Below are 19,364 nucleotides of genomic sequence, written 5' to 3'. Positions count from 1 at the left end.
TACCCGATAGTTATACCCGCCCCTCAGCCATCGCGAATGTGGTGTTCCTGTCCGTTTCTTGCCCAATCCTCTGAATTTATCCGCGCGGTGCGTCGCCAAAGACGCTGTATTCTGGTAATTGCACCTGCTGATACGGCTCCCAGCCGCCGCCGAGGGCCTTGTAGAGCGCCACCAGATCGAGCGCGCTCTGTACCTGCGCCTGCGCGCGCTGCTGCTGGGCCTGCGCCAGCTGACGCTGAGCGTCCAGCACGTCGATAAAGCTGGCAATCCCCTGGCGGTAGCTGTCGCTTGCCAGGTCAAAGGCGTTTTGTAGGGCGTCGATCGTTTTTGCGAGACCCGCTTCACGCTGCTGGTCGGTGCGATAGCTCACCAGCGCGTTTTCGACATCGCCGAGCGCGGTCAGCACCGTCTGGCGATAGTCCAGCACCGCCGCCCCCTGCTGCGCGCGCGCCACCTTGACGCTGGAGACCAGTCGACCGCCCTGGAAGATGGGAATGGAGACCTGCGGGCCGAAGCTGTAGAAGTGGCTGCTCCAGTCGGTCAGCCAGTTGGTTTCGCTGTTGCGCAGGCCAAACTGCCCGGAGAGCGTAAAGCTCGGGAACAGCTCCGCCACCGAGACGCCGATTTGCGCCGTGGCGGCGTGGAGGTTCGCCTCCGCTTCGCGCACGTCCGGACGGCGTCGTGCCAGCGTGGACGGAATGCCGGTCTGCACGATATCCGGCAGGGCCGGCATCGGCTGCACGCTTTGCAATTCCGCATCCAGCCCCCCAGGCGGCTTGCCGAGCAGGATCGCCAGACCGTTCATCGCCTGCCGCTCCTGCGCCTGATATTGCGGAAGCTGGGCCTCAAGGTTGCCTAACTGCGCCCGGGCGTTTTCCACGTCCATCTGCGGCGACAGCCCGCCGCGCTGGCGGCTTTCGGTCAGATCCAGAGTCTGCTGCGCGCTTTTAATCTGGGTGTTCAGCGTGGCGATAATGCTCTGCGCCCCGCGCAGCTGGAGCCACGCGCGCGCCACTTCGGCCTCAAGCGATACCAGCGCGTCGTTACGCTGCTCGATGGCGGCTTTCTGCTGCGCTTCGGCGGCTTCCACCTGACGACGCACCTTGCCCCACAGATCGATTTCCCACTGGGCGTCGAAGCTGCCCTGGTAGAGGTTAATCGGCTGCGTCAGCGGCCCCAGCGCGCCCTTCAGGTTGGGATCGATACTATCCACCTGGTCATACACGCCATGGGATTTCAGCTCTCCTTCCAGGCCAAGCTGCTGGCGCGTCGCCTGCAGATTGCCGTTGACCGACGGATAAAACGCCCCGCCCGCCTGATTAATCTGCTCTCGCGCTCCGGCGATGCGCAGCACCGTCTGCTGCAGCGTCAGGTTTCCGGCAATGGCGCGCTCAACCAGGCTGTCGAGCTGCGGCGAGCCGAAGGTCTTCCACCAGAGCGGATTGGTCGCAGCGGAAGTAGTATGCGATTTCACCGCGCTGTCGCCCTTATCGTTCCAGTGCGTAACGGCGGGTGGCGCAGGCTGCTTGTAGTCCGGCCCGACGGCGCAGCCCGCCAGCAGCATCATTATCATCAGGGGGTGTAAACGTCTGTGTATCATCAATGTGCTCCTGCACTCCCCTCGCTCTTAACCGGCGAGAGCAACAAACAAAACGGAATCAGTAACAAAGCCACCGCGCTCAGAATGGTGAAGACGTCGATGTAGGCCAGGAAGCGCGACTGCTCGATCATGGTCTGGTACATGCGTCCGGTGGCGATGCCGGTGGGGTCGCCCACCTGGGTGGTGAAGTTCTGGATCGCCTGGGCGCTTTCGCGTATCGCCTGCTGGAACTGCTCGTTAAGCGGCGAGGCGTGGTACGCAAGGTGCGCGCTGTGCGCCTGCGCGCGTTCGGTGATGGCCGCCGTCGAAAGGGATATGCCAATCGAGCCCGCTACGTTGCGGAACATGGTAAACAGCGCCGCCGCATCGGCATTCAGCCGCCTCGGTATCGAGATAAACGCAATAGTCGTGAGCGGCACAAACAGGAACCCCAGCCCTATCGACTGGGCGCTGCGGAACAGCACCAGCGTTTCGAAGTCGATATCCGGCGTCAGCGTGCGCGACCAGAAGAACGACACCGCCAGACAGGTAAAGCCAAAGGCGATGATCCAGCGCGTCTGCACCACCGGCATCAGCTTCAGCACCAGCGGGATAGTTAATACGATCAGCACCGCGCCGGGCGACAGCACCAGCCCCGACCAGGTAGCGGTGTAGCCCAGGTCCTGCTGCGCCAGCTGCGGGATCACCACCGAACTGCCGTACAGGATCATCGCCATCCCCGCCATCAGCAGGCTGGAGATGGCAAAGTTGCGGTCCTTCATGCAGTGCAGATCCACCACCGGCTTTCTGGCATACACCAGCCAGTAGATGGCGCCGATAATGCCGACAAGCGTCAACACGCCGAAGGTGCGGATAAAGTTCGAGTAGAACCAGTCCTCATCTTCTCCCCGGTCGAGCATCACCTGCAGACAGCCCAGCCCCAGCGCGATCAGGCCGATCCCCGTCCAGTCGATAGTCAGCTTCTCTTTTGATTTGCTCTCCCACGGCGGATCTTCCAGCAGCTGGTAGATCGCCAGCACCGTGACAATCCCCACCGGAATGTTAATAAAGAACACCCAGCGCCAGGAGTAGTTATCGGTGATCCAGCCGCCCAGCGTCGGGCCGAGCACCGGCGCAACGATAATCGCAATGGAGGACAGACCAAACGCTTTGCCCCTGTCTTCGGGTTTGAAGTAGTCGAGCAGCACCGACTGCTGCGTGGGCTGCAGCCCGCCGCCAAAAAAGCCCTGCATCACGCGGAACAGGATGATCTGCCACAGCTCGGTGGCAATCCCGCACAGGAACGAGCAGACGGTGAACATGACGATGCAAATCAGGAAGAACTGCTTGCGGCCAAACACCCGGCTCAAAAACGCCGAGATGGGCAGCACGATGCCGTTCGCGACCAGATAGCTGGTTAACACCCAGGTGGATTCGTCATAGCTGGACGAGAGCGAGCCTGCCACGTGGGGGAGCGCCACGTTGACGATGGTGGTGTCCAGAATTTCCATGAATACCGCCAGGGTGACGACAATCGCCACCGCCCACGGATTGCTGGCGGGTTTCCAGCTGTCGTGGCTGTGATCCGTCATTCCACCGTCACCTTCGGTGCAACCGACAGCCCGAGCGGCAGCGGTTTGTTTGGATCCAGGCCTTTATCAATCACGATTTTGACCGGCACGCGCTGCACAATTTTGACGAAGTTGCCGGTGGCATTTTCTGCCGGGAAGGCGGAGAAGCGCGAGCCGCTGCCCTGCTGGATACTGTCTACGTGCCCTTCAAGCTCCATATCCGGCCACGCGTCGACGGACACGGTGACCTTATCGCCCGGCTTCATGCGCTCGAGCTGCGACTCTTTAAAGTTCGCGACCACCCACACGTTCGGGGAAACCAGCGAGAACAGCGCCGTCCCCGCCTGCACCAGCGTGCCGGGCTGCACGTTGCGTTTGGTGACAACGCCGTCGAAAGGGGCGCGGACTTCGGTATAGGAGAGGTTAAGGTTGGCCGTTTCCAGCTGCGCTTTAGCCTGATCGACCTGACGCTCGCGCGCTTCAACGTTGGTTTCCTGCTGGCGGATTTGCAGCTGGACCTGCTCTGCCACTTCCAGCTGCGCCTGAGCGCTGGCCAGCCCCGCCTGTGCGCTACGCAGCTGTGCGTTCGCGGAATCGATACTTTGCTGAGTGGTCGCACGCGGGTCGACGCCGCGCTGACGACGGTACTCTGCCTGCGCGTTCGCCAGATCGGCCTGCGCTTTCAGCACCTGCGCTTTGGCTTCGTCACGCTGGGCGGGATACTGGACTTTTGAAAGCGCCAGCTGCGCCTGAGCCTGATGCAGCTGCGCGATAGCCAGCCCAAGCTGGGCCTGAGCCTGATCGCGCTGCGCGGTGGTGTCCCGCGGATCGATAACCACCAGCAGATCGCCCTTTTTCACGCGCTGGTTATCGCGCACGCGCAGCTCGGTAACGTAGCCCGCCGTTTTGGGGGCAATCGTCACCACGTCGCCGTCGGTAAAGGCGTCGTCGGTCGTCTCTTCGTTACGGGTTAAAAACCACCAGACCAGCGCCACGACCACCATCACCACCACGACAATGCCGAGGATAATTAACGGTTTCTTGCCCGGGCGCTTACGCTCATTATTGTTTTTGTCCTGCTCGTCAGCAGGCGGGTTTTGATCTTCAGCCATAGTTCAGCAACGGTCCTGTCAGTGAGCGGCATCACACTATGCCGTTCACTAAAGCTAGGACGTTGCTATACGTTTGCCAGGAAAAACTGACAAATTGCGCACTATATGAGAAGGAATATTCCGAAACCGATCGCCGCGGCCCAAACCAGCATCGGAATCGACCAGACGTGGAAACGCCACCAGATACGGCGGTCGTTGGCCATGCGCAGCGCAATCAGGTTTGCCAGCGAGCCGGGCAGCAGCCCAAACCCGCCGATGTTGACCGCCCAGGCCAGAAGCGTATCGGGCGGAACATAGTTGAGCAGGAGAATGGTGGACGGTACGTTGCTGATAAACTGCGACAGGCCAATCGCCGTCAGCCACAGTCCCGGCTGAGACAGCGTGCTGACGCTGTGCAGAACGTTCTGCAGTACCGGAAGCTGGATAAGAAGATGCACATCAATAAACATCGCCATAAAGACCAGCAGCAGCGTCCAGTCCACGCTCACCAGCACGCGACGCGCCAGGACGACAAAGCCTGCGGCAACGAGCAGGACGCCCGCCAGCTCATACTTCAGCTCCAGCGCGAACAGAAAGACGATGTATAACCCGAGACAGCTCCACACCAGGCGCGGCTGCCACTGCGGGCCGGTTGTGCCGCTGTGGTACTGCAGCTTTTTATCCGGAAACGCAAACCAGCACACCGCCATCAGCGACAGCATCATCACCAGCGCCAGAGGGGCCATCTGCCAGGTAAAGGCGGCGAACGACAGCCCGGACCGTCCCCACAGAAGGATATTTTGCGGGTTGCCGATTGGCGTCAGAAGCGAGCCCGCATTGACGGCCAGCGCTTCAAAGATGATCAGCCGGCTGACGGGGATCTCGCACAGCTTACGCAGCGTGAGCGTGAGGGGCACGATGATAAACAGCGCCACATCGTTGGTCAGAAACGTCGACAGCACCGCGGCGGAGAACACCATAAACAGGGACAGCCTGCGCTCGGTGGCAAAGCGGCGCACCATTTTGCGGCCCAGAACGTCAAAATAGCCGCTCAGCTCGACCCCTTTGGTGAGCATCATCAGGCCACTCAGGGTAATGATGGTGCGCCAGTCAATTGCGGCGGGCCAGGCGTGTGGCGCAAAAGGCACTAAGAGGCTTAACGCTGCGCCAATGATTAATAAGAGATGGAAGAAACGATCGCGTGCCAGGGCCTGCAGTCCGGGGATTTTCATTCAGCGGAGGGACCATATTTAAGGGTAAATTCGCGGAACTTCACCAGCGTCTCTTCGCTGACGTGGTGTTCCATGCCTTCCGCATCCCGGCGGGCGATTTCCGGGCTGACGCCCAGCACCAGCAAAAAATTCTCGACAAGCTGATGGCGCTCGCGGCTCTCCTGCGCGAGTTTCTCCCCTTCCGGCGTCAGAAAAACACCGCGCCAGGGGATCATTTCAATTAAGCCCACGGAAGCCAGGCGTTTTAACATTTTAGCGACAGTTGGCTGTGAAACCCCCAGCCTGGCGGCCATATCGACCTGGCGCGCTTCACCGACCTCACGAATCAGATCGGAAATGAGTTCAACATAATCATCAATCAGTTCACGCCGGTGCGCTTCACGGACCTGGCGAAAACCTTCGACATGTTCTTCAACATTCACCAGTTGCGTCGTTTTCCTCATTGTCGGATGACCTGCGCGACGGTTCATTGTACTTCCTCAGTGGGGTGACGCTTCCAGCGCCCGGATTCGAGAGCGCACATTGTAAACCATAGCTCCGCAAGCACAAAAAATTAACGAAATAGCCATAGCTATACAATATAGCCTGTGCTATATCTGTATGTAATGCAGTCACCCTTCACGGATCGAAGGGATCAAAACTCAGGAGGTCTTATGAACGAATTCAAGAGGTGCATGACCGTGTTTACCCACTCTCCCTTTAAAGTGCGCTTAATGCTGTTGAACATGCTGTGCGATATGTTTAACACCAAACCGCATCAGGACGACAAACCTTCCCACTAAGCGGCGTTGCGGTACGCCGCTTCATTTTCCCGTCACAATCTCGCTGTAAACTGGCTTCCAGCCGCCTTATTCCCGATCTTTTTTACGGATTTGCAGTCCCCTTCGCAAAACATCTGCTTAGCAACTGTTGATATTCTTTAGCGCTCGCACTATCTTCTTGCAGCCCTGCACAATTTGCGGCTCGCTGAAGCGGACCCTCATTCCCTCTCCACGCACTGTCAGGCAGGTTATGACCCTTGACGCCAGGGTGAGCACATGGCGTTTTCATCCATGATAGTGACCTATGAATGTAACCCTGATAGATACCGTTGTGACCCGCAGCCGGGCCTTAAGCCCGTGGACGGGTTTTTACTTTTTGCAGTCATTACTGATTAACTTTGCGCTGGGTTATCCCTTTAGTCTGCTCTACGCGGTGGCTTTCACCTGCGTTCTGCATGTGCTGTGGCGAACCGCACCGCGCGTGCAAAAAGCGTTAATCGGGATCTGCTCGCTGGTCGCTGCACTCTATTTCCCGTTTGGTCAGGCTTACGGCTCGCCAAACTTTAATACCCTGCTGGCGCTGCACTCGACCAATATGGAAGAGTCAACGGAGATCCTGACGATCTTCCCGTGGTACAGCTACGTGGTCGGGCTCTTTATCTTCGCGCTGGGCGTTATCGCCATCCGCCGTCAGCCGGGCGAGAAAAAACCCTGGGGTAAGATCGAAATACTCTGTCTGGTATTCAGCGTTGCCGTGGCGTTTGTCGCCCCCATCCAGAATATTCCCTGGGACGGTAAGCTAAGGCTCACCAATATCGGCTATCCGGTTTTCCGCTTCGTGAAGGACGTCGTTGTCAATAATAAAGAGGTTCTCGACGAACAGGCGCGCATGGCGGAGCTTTCCAATATGAAAGACACCTGGAACGTGCTGGCCGTTAAGCCGAAATATCACACCTATGTGGTGGTGATTGGGGAAAGTGCCCGTCGCGATGCAATGGGAGCCTTCGGCGGACACTGGGATAACACACCGTTTGCCAGTTCGGTCAAAGGCACGCTGTTTACCGATTATGTCGCGGCCAGCGGCTCGACGCAGAAATCGCTCGGCCTGACGCTTAACCGGGTCGTCGACGGCAAACCTCAGTATCAGGATAATTTTGTCACCCTGGCAAACCGCGCGGGTTATCAGACCTGGTGGTTCTCCAATCAGGGGCAAATTGGCGAATACGATACGGCCATCGCCAGTATCGCCAAACGTGCGGACGAAGTGCAGTTCCTGAAGAACGGCGACTTTGAAGCCGACAAAAACACCAAAGACGAAGCGCTGTTGAAAATGACGGCACAGGTTTTCGCCACCCCGCGCACCCAGCCTCAGCTGATCGTCCTGCACCTGATGGGGTCGCACCCGCAGGCCTGCGATCGCACCGGCGGGAAGTACGCGGAGTTCGTGCAGTCCAAAGAGACCTCTTGCTATCTCTACACCATGACGCAAACCGATGAGCTGCTGAGCAAGCTGTACGATCAGCTACGCAATACAGGTGACAGCTTCTCCATGGTCTATTTCTCGGATCACGGACTGGCGTTTAAAGAGCGTGGTAAAGAGGTGCAGTACCTGGCGCACGATGACAAGTTCCAGCAGAACTTCCAGGTGCCGTTTATGGTGCTGTCGAGCGACGATAAAACGCATCGCGTGATTAAAGCGCGCCGTTCGGCTAATGATTTCCTGCAGTTCTTCTCACAGTGGACGGGGATTACAGCCGAGCAGATAAAAACGGCTTACCCGTTTGTCTCTAACAAGAAAGCTCCCCCAGTGTACGTTACCAACTTCAAGTTACAGAAAGTTGACTACAACCATCTGGGTACGGATATTTTCGATATTAAGAGTAAGTAATTGCCGTCTCGTGCGGACTGATGCCCTCACCCTGGCCCTCTCCCACGGGGAGAGGGAACAAACACTAAAAACGGCAACCTGGGGTTGCCGTTTTGCTTTTACCTTCAAAAAAAAATCCGCCACAGTGGGCGGATTTTTTATTTAATCACCGGAGTGATTAGAAGCGGTAACCTACGCCCGCGATCCAGGTGCCAACGTCAACGTTGCGGATACGGCTCTGCTCATAGGAGAAGTCCAGAGCAACGTCCTGGATTGGGTTGAACTGCAGGCCTGCGCCATAGGAGAAGCCATAGTCGCTGTTGCTTGCAGTGCGGCTTTCGCTCTGGTTTTCAGTCTGCTGGAATTTACCGTAGCCAACACCTACAACACCGTAGATGCTCGCCCAGTCATTCAGACGGTAAGCTGGACCAGCGGTGATACCGTAGTACTGGCCTTTGTTGTATGCGCCGTTTTCAGAACGATCTTTCTCGGTGTAGGTGAAAGAACCGATCACGCCCAGTGGGTTGTTATCCTGCTCGTAGCGATACTTCAGGTTGAAACCGTTAGCTTTGTTCATCACGCCCTGATAGTCGCTCTGAGCGTAACCACCAGTAACAGTAGAAGTAGCAGCTACAGCGGTACCTGCGGAAACAGCCAGTACAGCGGCCAGTGCTGAAAGACATGCAATTTTTTTCATAACCACCTCAAATGTGCTTCAAGTAAGTCCGTAAGTTTTAAATATATCAAAAAATTTTGCGAAACTCTTTGTGATTCGTGATGTCTAATGAAACCTTTCCTGTAACAGAACGTTTCCAGCATCAGCTATCTCTTTCAAATCACATGCAATTTTCACTACTAAATGCGCATATTGCGCGCACGCGCCGTTACATTCATCCAGATTATTCCTAATCTATCAGGCGATAAATCCACCAGCGCTTAACCATTTTACGGATTTGACACGGTTTTTTTTCAACAGCGTCTCAACCGTTGCCGCTTATTTCCTTTACACTGCAACCTTTACCTCATTTGACATAAGCTGACAGGAGAAAGGATGCCTGGGTTATCCCGCACGTCGTCGGTCTGGTTGCCGGTGGCAGTCATACTCATTGCCATGTTGTCCATTCAAAGCGGTGCTTCGCTGGCAAAATCACTTTTCCCGCTGGTAGGTGCGCCAGGCGTGACTGCCCTGCGTATCGTGCTGGGCACGGCGATACTGGTGGTCATTTTCAAACCCTGGCGTCTGCGCTTCAAAAAGGAGCAGCGTTTACCCCTGCTGTTTTATGGACTTTCCCTCGGGGCAATGAACTATCTGTTCTACCTCTCTATTCAGACGATACCGCTGGGGATCGCCGTCGCGCTGGAGTTTACCGGCCCGCTGGCGGTGGCGCTTTTCTCCTCGCGACGTCCGGTCGATTTTATCTGGGTCGTGTTAGCCGTTCTGGGCTTATGGTTCCTGCTGCCGCTGGGCCAGAGCGTCGCTGAGATCGATCTGACGGGCGCAGCCCTGGCGCTGGGTGCTGGCGCCTGCTGGGCCGTCTATATACTTACGGGCCAGCGTGCAGGAGAAGAGCACGGTCCGGCGACCGTCGCGTTAGGTTCCCTGATCGCAGCCATCGTCTTCGTGCCTATCGGCATGGCGCAGGCGACCGAATCTATCTGGCAATGGTCCGTCATGCCCATCGGGCTGGCGGTCGCGATTCTCTCTACCGCACTCCCCTACTCTCTGGAGATGATTGCCCTTACGCGTCTGCCGACGCGTATATTTGGCACCCTGATGAGCATGGAGCCTGCGCTAGCCGCCATTTCCGGAATGGTGTTTCTCGGCGAAACCCTGACATTGACCCAGACGCTGGCGCTCTGCTCGATTATCGCGGCATCAATGGGCTCGACGCTCACCATGCGCCCGGAACCTAAAGTTGAGAAAGTGGATATCAGCTAAGGCCATATATTCTGCATGGCTTCCATGCCATGCAGAATAAAGGCCAGAAAGACAGTCGTTATAATTTCTTACACACTTTGTTCTATTTTCGAAATATCCCTCTGCGTTTACATCCCCATCCAGCAATTAAGATTGATCTGTATCAATTTTAAAAATACCCATTTATTTCAATGAATTAAATTCACAAGCCACTTCTCGCTATTAAACCGATAGGCACAGCCAAACCGCAGAGAAAAAATCCGGTGCTATACTTAGTTCCGTAATTACCTGGGACATAAACATCAAGAGGATATGAGATTATGAGTACCGCTAAACTGGTGAAAACGAAAGCGTCTAATCTGCTTTATACCCGTAACGATGTATCGGATAGCGACAAAAAGGCGACCATTGAGTTGCTGAATCGCCAGGTGATCCAGTTCATCGATCTTTCGCTGATCACCAAACAGGCCCACTGGAATATGCGCGGTGCAAACTTTATTGCCGTTCATGAAATGCTGGATGGCTTCCGCACAGCACTGGTGACCCACCTCGATACGATGGCTGAACGTGCCGTTCAGTTAGGCGGCGTGGCGCTGGGTACCACGCAGGTGATCAACAGCAAAACGCCACTGAAGAGTTATCCGCTGGATATCCATACCGTTCAGGATCACCTGAAAGAGCTGGCGGACCGCTACGCGATTGTGGCCAATGACGTGCGCAAAGCGATCGGCGAAGCCAAAGACGAAGATACCGCAGACATTTTCACTGCCGCTTCCCGCGACCTGGACCAGTTCCTGTGGTTTATCGAATCTAACATCGAATAATTCATACGAATTTTCTATCAAACCCTCGCCCTCCGGCGAGGGTTTTGCACATCTATGGTGCACAGTTTTTGTCTGCACACCTGCAAAAGTGAACGAAATGTAATAATCACCTCACACAACCGTTAACGGAAGATTGTTTTTTCGTCAGAATTTACGCTAAATATCTCCCCGTCAGTTGAGCCAAACGAAGCGCACCAAAATGGTGCTCCACTTTGGTGCAATAAAGCCTCATTGCCCCATTTATTGTGCAATGCATGACATCATCCCCTTTGCAAAACAATAGCTTGTAAAGTTGGCACGATTTTTTCATTGTGCCACCTGTTCTCGCAGGGGATCGCCCCGTGGATATAAAAGGAAATGCTATGAAGTCTGTATTAAAAGTTTCACTGGCTGCACTTACCCTGGCTTTTGCAGTGTCCTCTCAGGCTGCCGACAAACTGGTTGTGGCGACCGACACGGCGTTCGTTCCGTTTGAATTCAAACAGGGTGATAAATACGTTGGTTTTGATGTGGATCTGTGGGCCGCTGTCGCAAAAGAACTCAAGCTGGATTACACCCTGAAGCCTATGGACTTCAGCGGCATCATCCCGGCACTGCAAACCAAAAACGTTGATCTGGCGCTGGCAGGCATCACCATTACCGATGAACGTAAAAAAGCGATCGACTTCTCTGACGGCTACTACAAAAGCGGCCTGCTGGTCATGGTCAAAGCCGATAATAACGACGTAAAAAGCGTGAAAGATCTCGACGGCAAAGTGGTGGCAGTGAAGAGCGGCACCGGTTCTGTTGATTACGCGAAAGCAAATATCAAAACCAAAGACCTGCGTCAGTTCCCGAACATCGACAACGCGTACATGGAACTCGGCACCAACCGTGCTGACGCTGTTCTGCACGACACGCCTAACATTCTGTACTTCATCAAGACAGCCGGTAACGGCAAGTTCAAAGCCGTTGGCGAGTCTCTGGAAGCGCAGCAGTACGGTATCGCGTTCCCGAAAGGCAGCGACGACCTGCGCACGAAAGTTAACGGCGCGCTGAAAACGCTGAAAGAGAACGGCACCTATAACGAAATCTACAAAAAATGGTTCGGTACCGAGCCTAAATAATAAGACGTAAAAATGACGTTCACTCGGGGGCGACCTTTCGCCCCTGCTATTTTTGAAACACGGTAACAGTAACAGGAAATTATCATGCAGTTTGACTGGAGCGCCATCTGGCCTGCCATTCCACTCTTGCTTGAAGGCGCTAAAATGACCCTGTGGATTTCGGTCCTGGGTCTGGTTGGTGGGTTGATTATCGGTCTTGTCGCCGGTTTCGCCCGCACCTACGGCGGCTGGATCGCAAACCACATCGCACTGGTTTTCATCGAAGTGATCCGCGGCACGCCTATTGTCGTGCAGGTCATGTTCATCTACTTCGCCCTGCCTATGGCGTTCACCGACCTGCGCATCGACCCGTTCAGCGCAGCCGTCGTCACCATTATGATCAACTCAGGCGCCTACATTGCGGAAATCACCCGCGGTGCGGTGCTGTCGATTCATAAAGGTTTCAGTGAAGCCGGTCTGGCGCTAGGTCTTTCTCGTCGCGAAACGATCCGCCACGTTATTCTGCCGCTGGCGCTGCGTCGCATGCTGCCGCCGCTCGGTAACCAGTGGATCATCAGCATTAAAGATACCTCGCTGTTCATTGTTATCGGCGTGGCAGAGCTGACCCGTCAGGGGCAGGAGATCATAGCTGGCAACTTCCGCGCGCTGGAAATCTGGAGTGCGGTAGCCGTTGTCTACCTGATCATTACTCTGGTTCTGAGCTTCGTTCTGCGTCGTCTTGAAAGAAGGATGAAAATCCTGTGATTGAATTTAAAAACGTTTCCAAGCACTTTGGCCCAACCCAGGTGCTGCACAATATCGATCTGAACATTAAACAGGGTGAAGTGGTGGTGATTATTGGGCCATCCGGCTCCGGTAAATCCACCCTGCTGCGCTGCATCAACAAGCTGGAAGAGATCACCAGCGGCGATCTGATCGTCGACGGCCTGAAGGTAAACGACCCAAAAGTGGACGACCGTCTGATTCGTCAGGAAGCGGGCATGGTGTTCCAGCAGTTCTACCTGTTCCCGCACCTGACGGCGCTGGAAAACGTGATGTTTGGCCCACTGCGCGTGCGCGGTGCCAGCAAAGCGGCGGCGGAAGCGCTGGCAAAAGATCTGCTGGCGAAAGTCGGCCTGGCAGAACGTGCGCACCACTTCCCTTCCGAGCTGTCCGGCGGTCAACAGCAGCGTGTGGCGATTGCCCGCGCCCTGGCGGTCAAACCGAAAATGATGCTGTTTGATGAGCCTACGTCCGCACTCGACCCGGAGCTGCGCCACGAGGTGCTGAAAGTCATGCAGGATCTGGCGGAAGAAGGGATGACAATGGTTATCGTAACCCACGAAATCGGCTTTGCTGAGAAAGTGGCGTCCCGCCTGATCTTTATTGATAAAGGCCGTATCGCGGAAGACGGTAACCCGCAGGAGCTGATTGCGAACCCGCCGAGCCAGCGTTTGCAGGAGTTCCTGCAGCACGTCTCCTGATCCATCGCTTTACGATAAGCCGGGCTTGCCCGGCTTTTTTACGCCAGATTGTTCCCAAAAATCCCCCGCCGCGCCCCGACTTCTATACTTATCATTTTGTTCGACATTTTCACCGGAGGACGCCGTGCCGTGGATCCTGTTGCTGTTGATTAGCCTGTTTAGTGCGCCTTCGTTCGCCGTCGCGATCCCCGGCGTCACCACCGGAGCCCCTGCGACCCAGCAAAATACGCCGCCTCCGGAACCCGATGTTGAACAGAAAAAAGCCGCCTACGGTGCGCTTGCCGACGTCCTTGAAAACGACACCTCCCGGCAGGAGCTCATTGGCCAGCTGCGCAAAGCCGCCGCCACGCCGCCGCAGGAGTCGGTGCCAACCCTCACCCCTCCGCAGGTTGAGGAGCAAAAAACGGTGCTGGAAAACGTCACCGACGTGAGCCGCCACTATGGGGAAGCGCTCTCATCACGCTTCGCTCAGCTGTACCGCAACCTGATTGGCTCGCCGCATAAGGCATTTAACCCGCAAACGTTTACCGCCGCCGCCACGCAGTTCCTGATGCTGGCGGGTGCGGTATTTCTTTTTTACTGGCTGGTGCGTCTGTGCGCGTGGCCGCTGTACCGCAAAATGGGGCAATGGGGACGCAGGAAGAATCAGCATAAAAGCAGCTGTCTGCACCTGCCGTTGATGATAGCCTCAGCGTTTATCATCGATTTACTGCTGCTGGCCTTGACGCTGTTTTTAGGCCAGATGCTGGCCGACAGGCTGAATGCAGGCAACAAAACCATCGCCTTCCAGCAGTCGCTTTTCCTGAATGCCTTTGCCCTGATTGAGTTCTTCAAGGCGCTGCTGCGGTTACTCTTTTGTCCGCACGTGCCGGAGCTGCGGCCTTTCTCCATTCGGGATGCGAGCGCGAAGTACTGGGCACTGCGCCTCAGCGTGCTCAGCGGGCTGATTGGCTACGGCCTGCTGGTTGCCGTGCCGATCATCTCCAACCAGGTAAACGTCCAGTTTGGCGCGCTGGCAAACGTGCTGATCATGATCTGCATTACCGTCTGGTCGCTGTATCTGATCTTCCACAACAAAAAAAACATTACCCAAAGCCTGCTGAATCTGGCCGATCGCTCCCTCTCGTTCTTTAGCCTCTTTATTCGCGCGTTCGCCCTGGTGTGGCACTGGCTAGCAAGCGCTTACTTCATCGTGCTGTGCTTCTTCTCGCTGTTTGACCCGGGCAATAGCCTGAAATTTATGATGGGGGCGACGTTCAAAAGCCTGGCCATTATCGGCATCGCGGCCTTTGTGTCGGGGCTGCTGTCGCGCTGGATCTCGAAAACCATCACCCTGTCGCCGCAGGTCCAGCGTAATTACCCGGAACTGCAAAAACGGGTAAACGGCTGGATGTCGGTATCGCTCAAAGTGGCGCGCATTCTCACCGTCTGCGTGGCGATTATGCTGCTTCTGAATGCGTGGAGCCTGTTTGATTTCTGGAACTGGCTGCACAACGGTGCGGGTGAAAAAACGGTCGACATCCTGATTCGCATCGCGCTGATTTTGTTCTTCTCCGCCGTCGGCTGGACGCTGCTGGCGAGCCTTATTGAGAACCGCCTGGTATCGGATATTCACGGCAGGCCCCTGCCCAGCGCGCGGGCAAGAACGCTGCTCACCCTGTTCCGCAACGCGCTGGCGGTGATTATCAGCACCATCACCATTATGATTGTGCTGTCAGAAATCGGCGTGAATATCGCCCCGCTGCTGGCGGGTGCCGGTGCCCTGGGGCTGGCCATCTCCTTCGGCTCACAAACGCTGGTGAAGGATATTATTACCGGCATCTTCATTCAGTTTGAGAACGGGATGAACACAGGCGATCTGGTGACCATCGGACCGTTAACCGGTACGGTAGAGAGGATGTCCATACGCTCCGTCGGCGTGCGTCAGGACACAGGGGCCTACCACATCATCCCCTGGTCTTCGATCACCACCTTCGCCAACTTTGTGCGCGGGATTGGTTCCGTTGTGGCGAACTACGATGTGGATCGCCACGAGGATGCAGATAAAGCGAAGCAGGCGCTGCGCGATGCGGTAGAAGAACTGATGCAGATGGAGGACATTCGCGGGCTGGTGATCGGAGAGCCGTCATTTGCCGGCATCGTCGGGCTGACGAACACGGCGTTTACCCTGCGCGTGTCGTTCACCACCCAGCCGCTGAAGCAGTGGACGGTGCGCTTTGCCCTCGACAGCATGGTGAAGAAACACTTTGATCTGGCGAACGTGCGGATGCCCGTGCAGACGTATCAGGTATTGCCGCCGCCCGCATCGCCGCTCCCGCCGCAGGAGCCGACGCTGTAACCTGGTTGCCGGGTGGCGGCTTCGCCTTACCCGGCCTACGACAGGGTGCTATTTACGACGTTTGTTATTGTCCATAAACGTCCAGGCGATAAACCGGCTCTGTTTCTGGCCCTGCGCCATCTCTTTTTTCACCACTTTTACGGCGCCCGCTTCGGTCAGCGCGCGGTAGAGCGGCGGCAGGTTATCCCCGCGGGAAACCAGCGTCGTGAACCACTTCACCTGACGGCCAAACTGTTTGCTTTCCGCAATCATGCGCAGGATAAACGCCACTTCGCCCCCGTCGCACCAGAGCTCCTGCTGCTGTCCGCCGAAGTTCAGCGCGGCGTCTTCAGCCTGACCCAGGTTACGGCGCTTGCGCTCGCTGCCCGCACGGGCCGATGCCGCCGAATCATGGAACGGCGGGTTGCACATCGTGGCGTCATAGCTTTCATTTTTGTGAATAATGCCGTTGAAGATCGACGCCGCGTCTTTCTGACGACGCAGGCGAATAGCGCGGCTCAATCCCGGGTTAGCGCTGATAATCGCCTGGGCGCTGGCAAAGGCCTCGTCACCGATTTCGCTTCCGGTAAAGCGCCACCGATATTCATGCGCCCCGATCAGCGGGTAAATCAGATTCGCCCCGGTGCCAATATCCAGAATGGTAGCCTGCTGTGGAACGACACCCTCATTACCTTCGGCAAGAAGGTCGGCAAGGTGATGAACGTAATCCGCGCGGCCCGGCACGGGTGGACAGAGAAAGCCTTCCGGAATATCCCAGTGAGCCACACCGTAAAAATGCGCCAGCAGGGCTTTGTTCAGCATTTTAACCGCCTGCGGGTCGGCAAAGTTAACCGAGGGCTCACCCGCTGGGGTCTGAACAAGATAGTCCTGCAGCGGCGGGCAGCTCAGGCATAACGCGTTCATGTCGTAGCGGCTGCGGTGGCGATTTCGCGGGTGCAATCCCGGCTTTTGGGCAGTCATGGCATTCTCCTTTAAACAGCGGCGTAAGATACCCTTTGCTGGCCCAACGGTAAATCTTTCTCTGCGGCGTTCAAAAAACAGCCATAAATCAAACACCTTTATGTCTATGATCCGTCAGCGAATTGTCAATTTATATCGTTCAAAAAATAAGCAGATCATCATCAAATATTTGCGCTAAGTCACACTCGTCAGGCTTCTAAACTTAAAGGGAATCACCTGTTGTTTCCTCATGAGGATGTGATTATGAAAAAGTACCTGACCCTTGCTGTTATCGCAGCCGCCCTGGCGACCGCGTCCTTCTCTGCCATGGCCGTCCAGTCACTCACCCAGAGTAATGACACCAGCCAGCTACGCCCTGCGGGCACCGTTTCGGTAAGCCGTGCCAGTAACCTTGACGACCTACAGGCTAAACTCGCCGAAAAAGCCCGTCAGGAAGGTGCAAAAGGATTCGAGATTAATTCCGCCAGCGGCGATAACCATATGTTTGGCACCGCGACCATCTACAAGTAACCCCACGACACGCCAACACACTGCATCTGCCACACAGGTGCAGTTCTCTTCTCCCTTCGCCTTGATTGTTCATTTTTTAACCCCATAGTAAACGTATGGCCTAAACCGATTTCAGGAGGACGCTATGGCTTCCGGCTGGGCAAATGACGACGCTGTTAACGAACAGATCAACAGTACAATTGAAGATGCGGTTGCGCGTGCCCGCGGTGAAATTCCGCGCGGTGAAAGCCTAACGGAATGCGAAGAATGCGGAGAACCCATTCCGGAGGCGCGTCGAAAAGCCATCCCCGGCGTGCGGCTTTGCATTACGTGTCAGCAGCATAAAGATTCAAAAAAATCATTGCACTCAGGATATAATCGCAGAGGTTCGAAAGACAGCCAGTTGCGTTGACTTTACTTTACCCAGGCTAACCGAGCCCGCACGTTCCTTTACGCTCACGGTTTTTAGCCAGACGCGTAGCAAAACGTGCCCTTCTTGTCTCCTCTGTAAAGCGCATCCACAAGAAGTGTAAAGCGGCACTTTGAATTTATTAATATTCAATAAGTTATTTGTCATTCAATTTTTTTGAGCAACCACGTCAATTCTCTTCGATTTTATCTCTCGTAAAAAACCGTGATACTCATCACATCGACGGAACATCGTCCCCTTAACAGAAACACCTGCGAGAGATTAATTATGAAAACCATCAAATATGCTGTAGCTGCTGTTGCCCTGTCCGCTCTGTCTTTCGGCGCTTTCGCCGTAGAGCCTGTCTCTTCTACTCAGGCACAGAACATGAACAAAGTTGGTGTGGTCAGTGCTGATGGCGCCACCACCCTGGACGGTCTGGAAGCCAAACTGGCTGAGAAAGCCGCTGCTGCCGGTGCAAGCGGATACACCATTACCTCCGCTAACGGCAATAACAAGCTGAGCGGTACCGCGGTTATCTACAAATAATCGACTGAATGAATGCTGTACCCTCGCCATACCCTCTGGTGAGCTGCTCCACCCTCATTGACCCTGTTGTTGTTACCCTTGCTTGCCCGTCCGCCACTGGACGGGCTTTTTTTGTCTAAAACGCCTGCGCCACGCGTTCAAGCCCGTCCTGAACGGATTCCACTTCTCCGGTAGCCAGCAAACAGCAGGCCATCTGCAGCTTGATCGAATGTGGAACAGGAACATTTCCGGCAAGGCACTGCTCAATCCAGTGGGCTGTAGTATGGGGATCTTTTGCCTCAGGCAATATCACACCGGTATTCTCTTCCCCGCGCTCAAGAATGGCGCGCGTGCCTGCAGAATCAATCAGCATCACCTGCGGGCAGCGCTGCGGGTTCGCATAAACCTCGCCCTCCGTGCCGTGCATCAGTAACGCCCTTCCGCCAATAGCCTCAAAGAACTGCCCCACGCGCGCCACGTATTCCGGGTGCGAGACGCTGGAAAGACGCAGGGCGGCATCTTCGCCAAACGGCGTGGCCAGCTTCGCCAGCGTGTGCGCGCTGTTGCGCACGCCCATGCGCCAGCGCATATCGAGCTGCTTTTCCAGCGGCGGGCAGAGCGTGCCGACCGGGATATAAACAGGCTGATGACCATCCAGCTTAGCCTGCGCCTGACCGGCATGACGCGTTGGCTCGATGCCCAGCATCCCGAAAATGGTCTCCGTCAGCACGCGGGTGGGATCTTCGCTAACGCCGTGCACCACCACCGGGAACCCCAGCTTGTGTAACAGGATAGCGAGCAGCGGGGTTAAGTTTGCCTGCTTGCGCGCGCCGTTATAGCTCGGGATCACAATCGGCATCGGTTTAGCCACCGGCGGCGTTAAGCGCAGCGTTTGCGCCTGCATGGCGTCATAGAAGCCGCGCATCTCCGCTTCACCTTCGCCTTTAATACGCAGCGCAATAAGAATACCGCCCAGCTCCAGCTCCGGCACCTCGCCGTTAAGCATGCGGGTATAAAGCGCACGCGCGGTTTCATGGTCCAGATCGCGGGCGTGGTTTTTGCCTCTGCCTACCTCTTTGATAATTTTACGATAATCCACGACATTTCTCCTTACAGCAGGTTATCAACAATATAGCCCTGATGATGACTCCGCTGTTAGTTTTTTTGCCCACCCTGCGGGTTTTTATAATCAATTGTTTTAGTAAGAAAAATTATTTTGCAAGAATTA

General features: G+C 55.7%; 19 protein-coding genes. 11 read left to right on the top strand and 8 right to left on the bottom strand.

Features of this window, described 5'->3' with window-relative positions; translation table 11 throughout:
* Positions 1–76: 76 nt before the first annotated feature.
* The 5 genes from ACERY3_RS02895 to mntR all read right to left on the bottom strand — a co-directional run bounded on the left by ACERY3_RS02895 (position 77) and on the right by mntR (position 5,943).
* Positions 77–1,600: an efflux transporter outer membrane subunit gene (locus tag ACERY3_RS02895; protein WP_058841676.1), complete on the bottom strand. Its 1,524-nt coding sequence runs from the start codon at positions 1,598–1,600 to the stop codon at positions 77–79.
* Positions 1,600–3,171: a DHA2 family efflux MFS transporter permease subunit gene (locus ACERY3_RS02890; RefSeq protein WP_033145003.1), complete on the bottom strand. Its 1,572-nt coding sequence runs from the start codon at positions 3,169–3,171 to the stop codon at positions 1,600–1,602. Before ACERY3_RS02890 ends, ACERY3_RS02895 begins: the two co-directional genes overlap by 1 nt.
* On the bottom strand, positions 3,168–4,262 hold the full coding sequence (locus tag ACERY3_RS02885) for an HlyD family secretion protein (protein WP_032661279.1): 1,095 nt from the start codon (positions 4,260–4,262) through the stop codon (positions 3,168–3,170). The genes ACERY3_RS02890 and ACERY3_RS02885 overlap by 4 nt, the downstream gene beginning before the upstream one ends.
* A gap of 101 nt (positions 4,263–4,363) precedes the next feature.
* Positions 4,364–5,473, bottom strand: a complete 1,110-nt coding sequence (locus ACERY3_RS02880) for an anion transporter (RefSeq protein WP_058841677.1) — start codon at positions 5,471–5,473, stop codon at positions 4,364–4,366.
* Positions 5,470–5,943 carry a manganese-binding transcriptional regulator MntR gene (mntR, locus tag ACERY3_RS02875; RefSeq protein WP_023310887.1) on the bottom strand — a complete coding sequence of 158 codons (474 nt, stop codon included), beginning with the start codon at positions 5,941–5,943 and terminating at the stop codon, positions 5,470–5,472. The genes ACERY3_RS02880 and mntR overlap by 4 nt, the downstream gene beginning before the upstream one ends.
* Before the next feature lie 183 nt (positions 5,944–6,126).
* On the opposite strand from mntR, the gene mntS reads away from it, so the two are divergent.
* Entirely contained in the window at positions 6,127–6,255 is a 129-nt protein-coding gene (gene mntS, locus ACERY3_RS02870; protein WP_045887583.1) for a manganase accumulation protein MntS, read from the top strand.
* Positions 6,256–6,538: 283 nt separating this feature from the next.
* Complete coding sequence (locus ACERY3_RS02865) at positions 6,539–8,122, top strand: phosphoethanolamine transferase (protein ID WP_058841678.1); 1,584 nt, start codon at positions 6,539–6,541, stop codon at positions 8,120–8,122.
* A gap of 157 nt (positions 8,123–8,279) precedes the next feature.
* On the opposite strand, the gene ompX is transcribed toward ACERY3_RS02865, so the two are convergent.
* A complete protein-coding gene (gene ompX / locus ACERY3_RS02860; RefSeq protein ID WP_023310884.1) occupies positions 8,280–8,798 on the bottom strand; it encodes an outer membrane protein OmpX in 519 nt (172 codons plus the stop codon).
* Positions 8,799–9,152: 354 nt separating this feature from the next.
* Between ompX and rhtA the strand changes: the two genes are divergently transcribed.
* From rhtA to ybiO, 6 genes are all read left to right on the top strand, one after another.
* Positions 9,153–10,040, top strand: a complete 888-nt coding sequence (rhtA, locus tag ACERY3_RS02855) for a threonine/homoserine exporter RhtA (RefSeq protein WP_023334998.1) — start codon at positions 9,153–9,155, stop codon at positions 10,038–10,040.
* A gap of 299 nt (positions 10,041–10,339) precedes the next feature.
* Positions 10,340–10,843 (top strand): DNA starvation/stationary phase protection protein Dps, encoded by a 504-nt coding sequence (dps, locus tag ACERY3_RS02850; protein ID WP_010428924.1) that lies wholly within the window; start codon positions 10,340–10,342, stop codon positions 10,841–10,843.
* 362 nt (positions 10,844–11,205) lie between these two features.
* Positions 11,206–11,949, top strand: coding sequence for a glutamine ABC transporter substrate-binding protein GlnH (glnH, locus tag ACERY3_RS02845; RefSeq protein WP_023310880.1), 744 nt, complete (start codon positions 11,206–11,208; stop codon positions 11,947–11,949).
* An 84-nt stretch (positions 11,950–12,033) separates the two neighbouring features.
* A complete protein-coding gene (gene glnP / locus ACERY3_RS02840) occupies positions 12,034–12,693 on the top strand; it encodes a glutamine ABC transporter permease GlnP (protein ID WP_003858462.1) in 660 nt (219 codons plus the stop codon).
* Entirely contained in the window at positions 12,690–13,412 is a 723-nt protein-coding gene (gene glnQ / locus ACERY3_RS02835; protein ID WP_032641580.1) for a glutamine ABC transporter ATP-binding protein GlnQ, read from the top strand. The genes glnP and glnQ overlap by 4 nt, the downstream gene beginning before the upstream one ends.
* Positions 13,413–13,536: 124 nt before the next feature.
* Positions 13,537–15,750 carry a mechanosensitive channel protein gene (gene ybiO / locus ACERY3_RS02830; RefSeq protein ID WP_058841680.1) on the top strand — a complete coding sequence of 738 codons (2,214 nt, stop codon included), beginning with the start codon at positions 13,537–13,539 and terminating at the stop codon, positions 15,748–15,750.
* A gap of 48 nt (positions 15,751–15,798) precedes the next feature.
* Here ybiO and rlmF read toward each other — a convergent pair whose 3' ends face one another.
* Positions 15,799–16,710, bottom strand: coding sequence for a 23S rRNA (adenine(1618)-N(6))-methyltransferase RlmF (gene rlmF / locus ACERY3_RS02825; protein ID WP_058841681.1), 912 nt, complete (start codon positions 16,708–16,710; stop codon positions 15,799–15,801).
* A 243-nt stretch (positions 16,711–16,953) separates the two neighbouring features.
* On the opposite strand from rlmF, the gene ACERY3_RS02820 reads away from it, so the two are divergent.
* From ACERY3_RS02820 to ybiJ, 3 genes are all read left to right on the top strand, one after another.
* Positions 16,954–17,220, top strand: a complete 267-nt coding sequence (locus tag ACERY3_RS02820) for a YdgH/BhsA/McbA-like domain containing protein (RefSeq protein ID WP_373225007.1) — start codon at positions 16,954–16,956, stop codon at positions 17,218–17,220.
* Between the two features lie 124 nt (positions 17,221–17,344).
* Positions 17,345–17,611 carry a DksA/TraR family C4-type zinc finger protein gene (locus ACERY3_RS02815; protein ID WP_058841682.1) on the top strand — a complete coding sequence of 89 codons (267 nt, stop codon included), beginning with the start codon at positions 17,345–17,347 and terminating at the stop codon, positions 17,609–17,611.
* Between the two features lie 285 nt (positions 17,612–17,896).
* Entirely contained in the window at positions 17,897–18,157 is a 261-nt protein-coding gene (gene ybiJ, locus ACERY3_RS02810) for a DUF1471 family protein YbiJ (RefSeq protein WP_023310874.1), read from the top strand.
* Between the two features lie 115 nt (positions 18,158–18,272).
* On the opposite strand, the gene ybiB is transcribed toward ybiJ, so the two are convergent.
* Positions 18,273–19,235, bottom strand: a complete 963-nt coding sequence (gene ybiB / locus ACERY3_RS02805; protein WP_058841683.1) for a DNA-binding protein YbiB — start codon at positions 19,233–19,235, stop codon at positions 18,273–18,275.
* Positions 19,236–19,364 lie beyond the last annotated feature (129 nt).

The sequence above is a fragment of the Enterobacter cloacae complex sp. ESBL7 genome (genome assembly GCF_041679625.1).
In the GTDB taxonomy this organism is placed as follows: Bacteria; Pseudomonadota; Gammaproteobacteria; order Enterobacterales; family Enterobacteriaceae; genus Enterobacter; species Enterobacter asburiae_B.
This window is presented reverse-complemented; position numbering and strand designations above follow the sequence as displayed.